Source organism: Candidatus Auribacterota bacterium, from assembly GCA_026392035.1.
GTDB lineage: Bacteria > Auribacterota > Tritonobacteria > UBA1439 > UBA1439 > JAPLCX01.
The window spans coordinates 1-9,273 of the sequence record JAPLCX010000095.1 but is presented as its reverse complement, the minus strand read 5'-3'; the positions used below and the strand labels follow the sequence as shown (position 1 = coordinate 9,273).

Here is a 9,273-nt window from a genome sequence, read left to right as displayed (position 1 = left end):
GGGCATGAATCTGGCCACGGCGGCGAAGAGAATCTGACCAGGGGCGGGAGGGGAAGTCTCTTTCAGGTATGAAGGGGGAGATAATAGCCGGTGCTCTCGCGTATACAATCCGAAAAATACTTTTTCAGGAGACCCTAATTACCCCCCAAGCAGTCTTGATAATGTTATACAGATCATGAGCGCAATGATAAAGCCTGCAAATGGGAAAACCGTTACTCGAGTTGCTATAAATGCTACTGGTATTCCTGGTAATGATGAAAATCTTCTAGTGATCTTGGGGCCAAATGATGAAGGCGGTGATCCTGGCATAGGGCTGAGAATAAAGTGGAATAGCTTGTTTCAATAGAGCGTAATAGGGAATTATTTGTGTGCCGTGCTCCTGGCATTGTCCAGCATAATAAATAATAGATGTGGCTCTTCTTTCGATTGCCAGAAGCAGCGGTGATGAGGGAGCTTTGGTTATGAGTAAGAGAAAAGGGATTATGAAATTGCCGGTGAGCCTGCTGATAATGGCGGCGTTGTGTCTGGGAGCAGGACTGCTGTGGGCAATGAGAAGCAGCGATACCCTTATGATTCCTGCGGATACTATGGATAGTGGTGGGGGGCATTCGGCCTCTCTCAGCTATGCTCTGCACGGGGCGGTGGGAGGGAATTGGCAGACGGGGATGCTGATGAGCGGCGATCATGAGATACGGGGAGGATACCTCTACCAGGCACAATCTGCGTTAATCCAGCCCCTGCCGATACAGATCAACTTCCAGCCGGAGGAGTTCGAAGTGCCGGAGGGGTATGATATGGATTCCGGCGCGGTCTATGATGGTATGAGAGGCTACGGCTGGGCTAGCGCGATGGGAAGCGTGCAGCGGACCGAGAACGGCGATCCGAGGCTCAATACGTCGGTATATGTATTGCCGGGAGGATCAGGAAGGTGGGAGATAGATGTTCATAATGGCAGCTACCTCATAAGCATTGCTTCGGGGGACGCGCGATATCCCATGGGGCCGGAGACGATGATCGTCGAGGGGCATACGGTTATCGACGGGAAGTCTGCGGCTGCAAATGATTTTATTTATGTGCCGGGGACCTGGGTAACGGTGAGGGATGGAAAATTGACTGTGGATCTCTCTGCGTCAGGAGGGAATGCAGGCTACATAAACTATATTATTATAAATGGCGATAGTGACGGGGATGGGTTGCTGGACGATTATGAAAGGTCTATCGGCACAGACCCATATAATCCCGATACGGACGGAGATGGCCTGAAGGATGGCGAGGAGGTTAAGGTTTACAAGACCAATCCTCTAAATCCTGATACTGACGGTGATGGGTATAGCGACGGCTACGAGGTGAATCTCGGGAGAAATCCTCTGGACCCGAACTCTCATCCTGGAGAGCCCAGCCTCCTGGTGATCAATGAGATTCTCTATGATTACCCCGGAGCCGATGACGGGCATGAGTTCATAGAGTTGTATAACAATCAGCCGGCGGCGGTTGATCTCTCCGGCTACCGGATAGAAGCCTCCTGCGGGACCGATCTCTACCCGCCGCAAGGGAGATTTGAGACGATCCGTGTCATACCTCGCGGGAAGGTGATACCGGCACACTCCTATTTCCTGATCGGGGGAGAATATGTGACAGATATCTATGGGAATCTCCCCGATCTCAGAGCAAACATCACGATGCAAAATGGTGATAATCCGGGGAAGCCGAGCAACACGGACGGGGTGAGGCTGGTGAGGCCGGACGGATATGTGGTGGACACGGTGCTGTACGATAATCCCAACAGGTCGCTATACGGCGATGACAGTATCCCGGGAGGAGATCCCAGGGAGCTGAATCCCGATGTGCAGGCGGGGCAGAGTTTGAGCAGGAAGACCGATGGCGTGGATACAAACAGCACGAATGATTTTGAAGTGCTCAACACACCAAGTCCCCGCTCTTCAACATCAACGGATACTGACAATGATGGTTTGTCCAACGCGGATGAGGCGAGTCAGGGGACAAACCCGCTGGATCCCGATAGCGACGATGATGGATACGTTGATGGGAGCGAGGTGGGTGCTCACACCAGCCCGCTCAGCGCAGCCTCCCGACCTCTCGTGGTGATCAATGAAATATACTACGATCCGCCAGGGGCAGACGGCGACCTCCGGCAGGAGTTCATCGAGCTATACAATCCCGAGGGCTGGCCGGTAGATATCGGCTGGCTCTATATCCAGTATGGCGGCGGTTTTGACTATGGCAAAGTTGTGTTTCCTCTAGGGGCTGTCATCCCTGCCCGGTCATTTTTCCTCATAGGCGACATCAATGTCCAAAGCGTATTCGGGGTTGCTCCCGATCTTGTGTGTTACATGCGACTCCAGAACGGAGATCAAAATGATCCCATGGTGCCTTATTATGGCAATCTCAGTCCCACGGATGGGGTGAGGCTGGTGGGGTACGGAGGTAAAATACTTGATACGGTGCTTTATGATATCCCGAACTCGAACATGCTCCGGGGAGATGCACATGATCCAGCGGGCGATGACGAGCTGAGCCCAGATGTACTACCCGGGCACAGCCTGAGGCGGAAAGTTCCAGGGGTGGATACGAACGATAAAGCAGACTGGGAGGAGCTCGTCACACCCTCTCCCAGGGGGCATTGAAAGCGGGGCGGGAGGATTGACCTGACGCACCTGATAAGCCCAGATCCGCTGTGCGTGGGGCGCAAAGGCTAGAGACCAAAAGCATTTTGCCCTAACTTGTCTTCCAAATTTCCTGGCAAAGTCTTCTTCCCTTTGGGTCATTAGGTTGGGGACATTTCTAAATTGCTTTGCCATTCCAGTATAAATCCCTTCACAAACGGCCGGCCCTTTGATATAAACCACCATGGCGAGACTGGAAAAGACTCGCCGATGCAATATCTGGTGGTACCCCTACCATCTTTGCACACGAAGGCGGAGCTCAATGTCCCGCTGAGCGGGATCAACGCCAGGGGAGGCATGCGCGCGTCGCGCAAATCAGCGCCCCGGCAAATTGAGCGAAACCTGAAAGGAGGAGAGGCAATGGCGGTCATCACAGTCAGGGAACTTCTCGAAGCGGGAGTCCACTTCGGGCACGAGTCAAGGCGCTGGAACCCGAAGATGCGGTCGTTTATCTTCGAGGAGAGGAACGGGATTCACATCATAGACCTCCAGCAAACGCTGGAGCAGGTCGAAGCAGCCTACACGTTCATCCGGGAGTTGGTCCGCTCGGGCAAATCGGTGCTGTTCGTGGGGACCAAGAGGCAGGCCAAAGAGTCCATCAAGGAGGCGGCGACCAGGGCAGGCATGTTCTATGTGACCGAGCGCTGGCTCGGCGGCCTCCTCACGAACATCAAAACGGTTCGCAAGAGCATCGGGCGATTAAAAGAGATCGAGCGCCTCATGAATGAGGGGATCATCAACAAGCTCCCCAAAAAGGAAGTCGCGTCCATAATGCGGGAGAAGTCGAAGCTTGACCGCGGCCTCACGGGAATCAAAGATATGGATGGTCTGCCGGGCGCGCTCTTCATCATTGATACGAAAAAGGAAAAGATCGCGGTGGCGGAGGGCAGGCGGCTTGGGATACCCATCGTCGCGCTCGTGGATACCAACTCCGACCCTGAGGAAATCGATTGCCCGATCGTCAGCAATGATGATGCCATCAGGGCGATCAAGCTTATGGCGGATATCATTTCACAGGCGTGCGTCGAGGGCATGAAGCTCCGGACGGTGCCGGAGGGCGAGGAAAAGAAGCCGAGGCGGGGACGGAAGGCGCGCGAAGAGACGGCCGAAAAAGAAGCTGCGGGTACGCAGGCGGAAGCTGCGAGCCCCTCCGCGGAGCCGGAGCCCGCGAAAACGGAAGGCCTTGAGGAGCAAGAGGCCACCCCCGTCGAGGAGGCCGAGCCTTCTTCCCAAGAGGGTGAGGGAGCCACGGATTCCGCCTGAGCTCGGCAACCTATTTTTTAAGGACTAGCTTCAGCCAAATACGCAACTTAACTTATAACCGCGGATACACACAGATTAACACAGATTGCTGCTGCAGTTGGAAGTCTAAGGCAAAAGGATTAAAGAAATGGTGTCAAGGTAAGCCTTCAACTTTAAACTTTCAACCGTATTCCTATCTGTGTGTATCCCTGCCGGCAGGCAGGTGCGTGCATCCTGTTTCACAATAGGTATCTGTGTTCATCTGTGGTTATTTATATCAAGCTGTGGTTTTTATATGTAAGTTTTCTATGTTGGTTGTATTTAGTTTAACATTGTACACCAACAATTCGAGAGCAGACAAAACAGACTGTTTAAATACAAGAGGGAGGTATCAACGTGCAGGTCACATCGGAAATGGTCAGGGAATTGAGGGACAAGACAAACGCGGGGATTATGGACTGCAAGAGGGCCCTCGCGGAGTCACAGGGGGATTTGCAGAAGGCGATAGATTATCTCCGGAAGCACGGGTTGGCAATCGCCGCGAAGAAGTCGGGGAGGAAAGCGGCGGAGGGGATCATCGGCGCCTACATCCACCACGGGGATAAGATTGGCGTGATGGTGGAGGTCAATTGCGAAACCGATTTCGTCGCGAGGAACAGCGACTTTCGTGAGTTCGTCAAGATGGTGACCCTCCAGATTGCGTCGGCCGCCCCGGCGTATCTCGTGCCTGGCGAGGTCCCCGCGGATGTCGTGGAGCGGGAAAAGGAGATCATCCGGGCGCAGATAAAGGGGAAGCCCGAGAACGTCATCGAGAAGATCGTCCAGGGAAAGCTGGGGAAATTCTACGAGACCTGCTGCCTGATGGAGCAGCCCTCCGTGCGGCCGGAGCACGAGGGGAGGAAGATCAAGGAGCTGCTCACCGATCTCATCGCGAAGCTGGGGGAGAATATTGTCATCAGGCGCTTCACCCGCTACCAGCTCGGAGGGTGATCAATATTTCTGCCGCGGATAAACACGGATTGTATTTGAAACAGGATGCACGCAGATGTAACTACAGTTGAAAGTGTAAAGTTGAAGGGTTAATATGACATCATCTTTTCGAGCTTTTGGCCTTCCACTTTGGGCCGTTATTGTCATCCGTGGTTTAATTTGAAACGAGGCATCTCTTATGCCGCGCCGTCCTGTACGGGCAAAGTATAAACGGGTTGTGATCAAGCTGAGCGGGGAGGCCCTCGGGGGACCGAAGGGCCAGGGGATAGACCCCGATCTCGTGCAGTTTCTCGCGCGGCAGATCAGGGGTGTCCACCGGATGGGGGTGGAGACGGCGATTATCATCGGCGGCGGCAACATATTCCGGGGGCTTGAGGCGCACGCGAGGGGCCTCGACCGCACGACGGGCGACTACATGGGGATGCTCGCCACCGTGATCAATGGCCTCGCCCTGCAGGACGCCCTCGAGAAAGAAGGCGTGCCCACGCGGGTGCAGACGGCGATCGGGGTGCAGCAGCTCGCGGAGCCGTACATCAGGCGGAGGGCGATACGGCATCTCGAGAAGGGGCGCGTGGTCATCTTTGTGGGCGGCACGGGGAACCCCTATTTTTCCACCGACACGGCTGCCGCGCTCAAGGCGTCAGAGATTGGGGCGGACGTGCTCCTCAAGGCGACCAAGGTGGACGGCGTCTATTCGGCCGACCCGACAAAGGACAGGCACGCGCGACTCTACCGTCGCTTGAGCTATATGGGTGTGCTCAAGAAGCGCCTCAAGGTAATGGATTCAACCGCGATATCTCTCTGTATGGACAACAATGTTCCCATTATTGTTTTTAACCTGCATCTGAAGGACAGCATCGAGAAGGTGCTCAGGGGGGGTGCGCTGGGGACAGTGATTGGCGGAGAGCCGGGCCAGCGGAGTGCACGGCGTGGCACTGGACGATGAGCGCATACCACCGATATTATATGATCCGGCATCAAGTGCCGCAGCACAAGGGGAGGATATGCCCATGACAGCCGACGCGATACTGGAGGAAATGGAACTGAAGATGATGAAAACAATGGAGGTTGTGGAGCATGAATTTGCTGCGATCCGCACCGGGAAGGCATCTCCGGCGCTCGTGGAGAACATCGTGGTGGACTACTACGGCACCCAGACAAGGCTGCGGCAGATCGCCGGAATCTCCACGCCGGAGGCGCGGTTGATCGTGATCCAGGCGTGGGATCCCGCCGCCACCGATGCCATCGAGAAGGCACTCCTGAAATCGAAACTGGGCATCACCCCCGTCAAAGACGGCCGGATTGTGCGGGTGCCCATTCCCGAGCTCAGCGAGGAGCGCCGCAAGGAGCTCGACAAGCTGGTGAAGCACATGGCCGAGGAGGGCCGCGTCGCGATCCGCAACATACGCCGCGATGCCAACGACCACATCAAGAAGGAGCAGAAGGGAGGGAAGATTACCGAGGATGAGATGGTCCATGCCGAGAAGCACGTGCAGGAAAAAACAGACGAGTACATCAGGGACATTGACAAGCTCCTCGCCAGGAAAGAAAAGGAGATCATGGAAGTTTAACAAACGTGGAGCGTATCTCGTGAAGCGTGAAGCGCCTATAATATAACGCTTCACGTTTCACGCTTCACGAGGTGCGAGCAGTTTAGGGGGGCGTAGCTCAGGGGTAGAGCAACTGCCTTTTAAGCAGTGGGTCGATGGTTCGAATCCATCCGCCCTCACCATTACTGCAGCAACAACAGTCATTAGTTTCTAGTTATTGGACAAAAGCAATAAAAAGCAATAGCAGTGAGTAGGAAGGCTGCGCATATGGGTGGTGGGGGAGTAACATTTGACTTTGAGAATCTGAAGGTATATCAGCTCGCACTTGACTTTGCTGATTTTGTTTTTGATGTATGTAAGAAGATGGCGTTTGATTATAGAAGTTCAATCGTAGATCAGTTGCAACGTGCAATTGTCTCGATTGCGAATAATATCGCAGAGGGGTCGGGCAAGGTATCCTATCGGGAAAAGATAAAATATTTTTCCCATGCTCTTGATTCTGCCAAAAAATGCATCCCGTCGCTCACCATTGCTTGGCGACAGGAGCAGGTAACTGATGAAGAGAATGATAAGGGTAGGCAATACTGCGACTCAATCTGCAAGATGCTGGTTAAGCTTATCCAGTTTGTTGAAAATAAAGAACTGAGCAAATCCGTTGATAAAGCGCTATAGTATTGTTTTGCCGCGTTTGTAAATAAGATGATCGGTGTATAATCACCGGTGTTACTGCAGTGATTGTTTATTTTTTGTAGTTTGTGTCCAGTGACCAGCAACTAGTGACTTTTGTTGCTGTATTTGGAGACCCCATCGTCCAGAGGCCTAGGACTTCAGATTTTCGATCTGAAAACCGGGGTTCGAATCCCCGTGGGGTCGCCAGCTATAAATCCCCGTATCGCCGGAAGGCGGTGCGGTGATTTTGCTTTTTCGCCGGGGTATAATTGTTGTTGGCCCCGCTCCATGTATGCTATTCTTACTGTGGATTTGCGGATAATTGCCTGCGCGACCCCACGGGGTGCAAACAGGGAGGAAGAGATGAGAGCAAAATCGATTATGGCATTGAGCGCGACGATTATGGTCTCGATGATATCCTTAACATCTGGCCAGCTTGATACAAATTCCCCATGGCCGATGTTTCGCTGCAATTTAAAGCACACGGGCCTGAGCGCCTACGCCGGCCCGTCCATACCGTTTCTGGCGTGGAGTTATAAAGCAGGTCTCGGCATATGGTGCTCCCCCTCGATAGGTTCGGACGGGAAGGTGTATGTCGGCTCTCAGGATAATTATCTCTATAGTATCAATTCAAACGCCAGCTTTGACTGGAGTTATAAAGCCGGAAGCCAGGTAATTTCCTCACCCGCGATAGGCTCGGACGGGAAGGTGTATGTCGGCTCCGCTGATAATTACCTCTATAGCATCAATTCAAACGCCAGCCTCGGCTGGAGTTATCAAACCGGGGACCAGATAAATCCCTCGCCTGCGATAGATTCTGATGGGAAGGTGTATGTCGGCTCTCAGGATAATTCCTTCTATAGCATCAATTCAAATGCGAGCCTCGGCTGGAGTTATCAATCCGGGGACAACACAAATTGCTCGCCCGCGATAGGTTCTGATGGGAAGGCGTATTTCGGCTCGAAGGATAAATCCCTCTATAGCATCAATTCAAACGCGAGCCTTGACTGGAGCTATCAAACCGGGAACCAGATAATTCCCTCTCCCGCGATAGGTTCTGATGGGAAGGTATATTTCGGCTCGCAGGATAATTCCTTCTATAGCATCAATTCAGACGCGAGCCTCGCCTGGAGTTATGGCATTAAGGCCGGGAACCAGTTAAATGCCTCTCCCGCGATAGGTTCGGATGGGAAGGTGTATGTCGGCTCGTATGATAATTGCCTCTATAGCATCAATTCAAACGCGAGCCTTGACTGGAGTTATCAAACCGGGTACTGGGTAATTTCCTCTCCCGCGATAGGCTCGGACGGGAAGGTGTATGTCGGCTCCGCTGATAATTATCTCTATAGCATCAATTCAAACGCGAGCCTTGGCTGGAGTTATCAAACAGGAGGAGGCGTTTATTCCTCGCCAGCGATAGGTTCGGATGGGAAGCTGCATGTTGGCTCGAATGATAGTTGCCTCTATAGCATCCAGCAGCAACCTACACCGACGGCGACCATCACCCCGACGCCGACGGTCACGCCGGGTAGCCCCACCGTAACGCCTGTGCCCCCGACAGCCACGCCAACGCCGGTATTGCAGATCATACCGAGCGAGCTGTGGGCCGGGCGGAGCTGCACACTCGAGATCCAGCTCCATGAGGATATCAACGAGGCGTTTGACCTGTATATCCTCGCTGAGGGGCAGTGTGGCCCGTACACGCTCTATCTTAACAACAGCGCAAAATCCGGGATAGCGTCGGCGGCCACAAATATTCAAGGTTTCAAGGCACCTTTTAGTTACAGCTTTACGCCTAGTATTATTCTTCCGATGACATCGGTAGGGAAGCAGATCACATTCTATATAGTTGCCGTCAATGCGGGCAAAATACCACCTGTTTCGAGTCTGAGCCAGTTGACCGCCACTACGCAGTACGTCATCATGTTTGATAAACAGGTGAGTACGGTCAATCCTTGATAATTGGGGTGATAATTGGGGTCGGACCAGAATGGCGCTTACTTAGTGCTCTGGATCATAAGTTCGGTGACGTATTATTTATGCGGCCTTTTCTTTCTGTGAACAAAGAGATAGTTTGTCGAGTAATCGTTTGAGATCCTGACGGGTGAACTTCCATTTGAAAGGTTCAGCGGATTTTT

Annotated in this window: 7 protein-coding genes and 2 tRNA genes; all 9 read left to right on the top strand. The window is 53.2% G+C overall.

Going from position 1 to position 9,273, the window contains the following annotated elements:
* Positions 1–461: 461 nt before the first annotated feature.
* The 9 genes from NTX71_10310 (at position 462) to NTX71_10270 (ending at position 9,094) form a co-directional block, all read left to right on the top strand.
* On the top strand, positions 462–2,645 hold the full coding sequence (locus NTX71_10310; protein ID MCX6340288.1) for a lamin tail domain-containing protein: 2,184 nt from the start codon (positions 462–464) through the stop codon (positions 2,643–2,645).
* A 399-nt stretch (positions 2,646–3,044) separates the two neighbouring features.
* Positions 3,045–3,947 carry a 30S ribosomal protein S2 gene (gene rpsB, locus NTX71_10305; GenBank protein ID MCX6340287.1) on the top strand — a complete coding sequence of 301 codons (903 nt, stop codon included), beginning with the start codon at positions 3,045–3,047 and terminating at the stop codon, positions 3,945–3,947.
* Positions 3,948–4,322: 375 nt separating this feature from the next.
* A complete protein-coding gene (tsf, locus tag NTX71_10300) occupies positions 4,323–4,916 on the top strand; it encodes a translation elongation factor Ts (GenBank protein MCX6340286.1) in 594 nt (197 codons plus the stop codon).
* 178 nt (positions 4,917–5,094) lie between these two features.
* Entirely contained in the window at positions 5,095–5,862 is a 768-nt protein-coding gene (gene pyrH / locus NTX71_10295) for a UMP kinase (protein ID MCX6340285.1), read from the top strand.
* 64 nt (positions 5,863–5,926) lie between these two features.
* A complete protein-coding gene (gene frr, locus NTX71_10290) occupies positions 5,927–6,487 on the top strand; it encodes a ribosome recycling factor (protein MCX6340284.1) in 561 nt (186 codons plus the stop codon).
* A gap of 86 nt (positions 6,488–6,573) precedes the next feature.
* Positions 6,574–6,648, top strand: a tRNA-Lys gene (locus tag NTX71_10285).
* Positions 6,649–6,733: 85 nt separating this feature from the next.
* A complete protein-coding gene (locus tag NTX71_10280) occupies positions 6,734–7,138 on the top strand; it encodes a four helix bundle protein (GenBank protein ID MCX6340283.1) in 405 nt (134 codons plus the stop codon).
* A 128-nt stretch (positions 7,139–7,266) separates the two neighbouring features.
* Positions 7,267–7,342 (top strand) — tRNA-Glu (locus tag NTX71_10275).
* A 156-nt stretch (positions 7,343–7,498) separates the two neighbouring features.
* Entirely contained in the window at positions 7,499–9,094 is a 1,596-nt protein-coding gene (locus NTX71_10270) for a PQQ-binding-like beta-propeller repeat protein (protein ID MCX6340282.1), read from the top strand.
* Positions 9,095–9,273: the final 179 nt, after the last annotated feature.

Coding starts and splice junctions, on each gene's coding strand:
- NTX71_10310 (MCX6340288.1), top strand. CDS start 462: ATGAGTAAGAGAAAAGGGATTATGAAATTGCCGGTGAGCCTGCTGATA.
- rpsB (MCX6340287.1), top strand. CDS start 3,045: ATGGCGGTCATCACAGTCAGGGAACTTCTCGAAGCGGGAGTCCACTTC.
- pyrH (MCX6340285.1), top strand. CDS start 5,095: ATGCCGCGCCGTCCTGTACGGGCAAAGTATAAACGGGTTGTGATCAAG.
- frr (MCX6340284.1), top strand. CDS start 5,927: ATGACAGCCGACGCGATACTGGAGGAAATGGAACTGAAGATGATGAAA.
- NTX71_10280 (MCX6340283.1), top strand. CDS start 6,734: ATGGGTGGTGGGGGAGTAACATTTGACTTTGAGAATCTGAAGGTATAT.
- NTX71_10270 (MCX6340282.1), top strand. CDS start 7,499: ATGAGAGCAAAATCGATTATGGCATTGAGCGCGACGATTATGGTCTCG.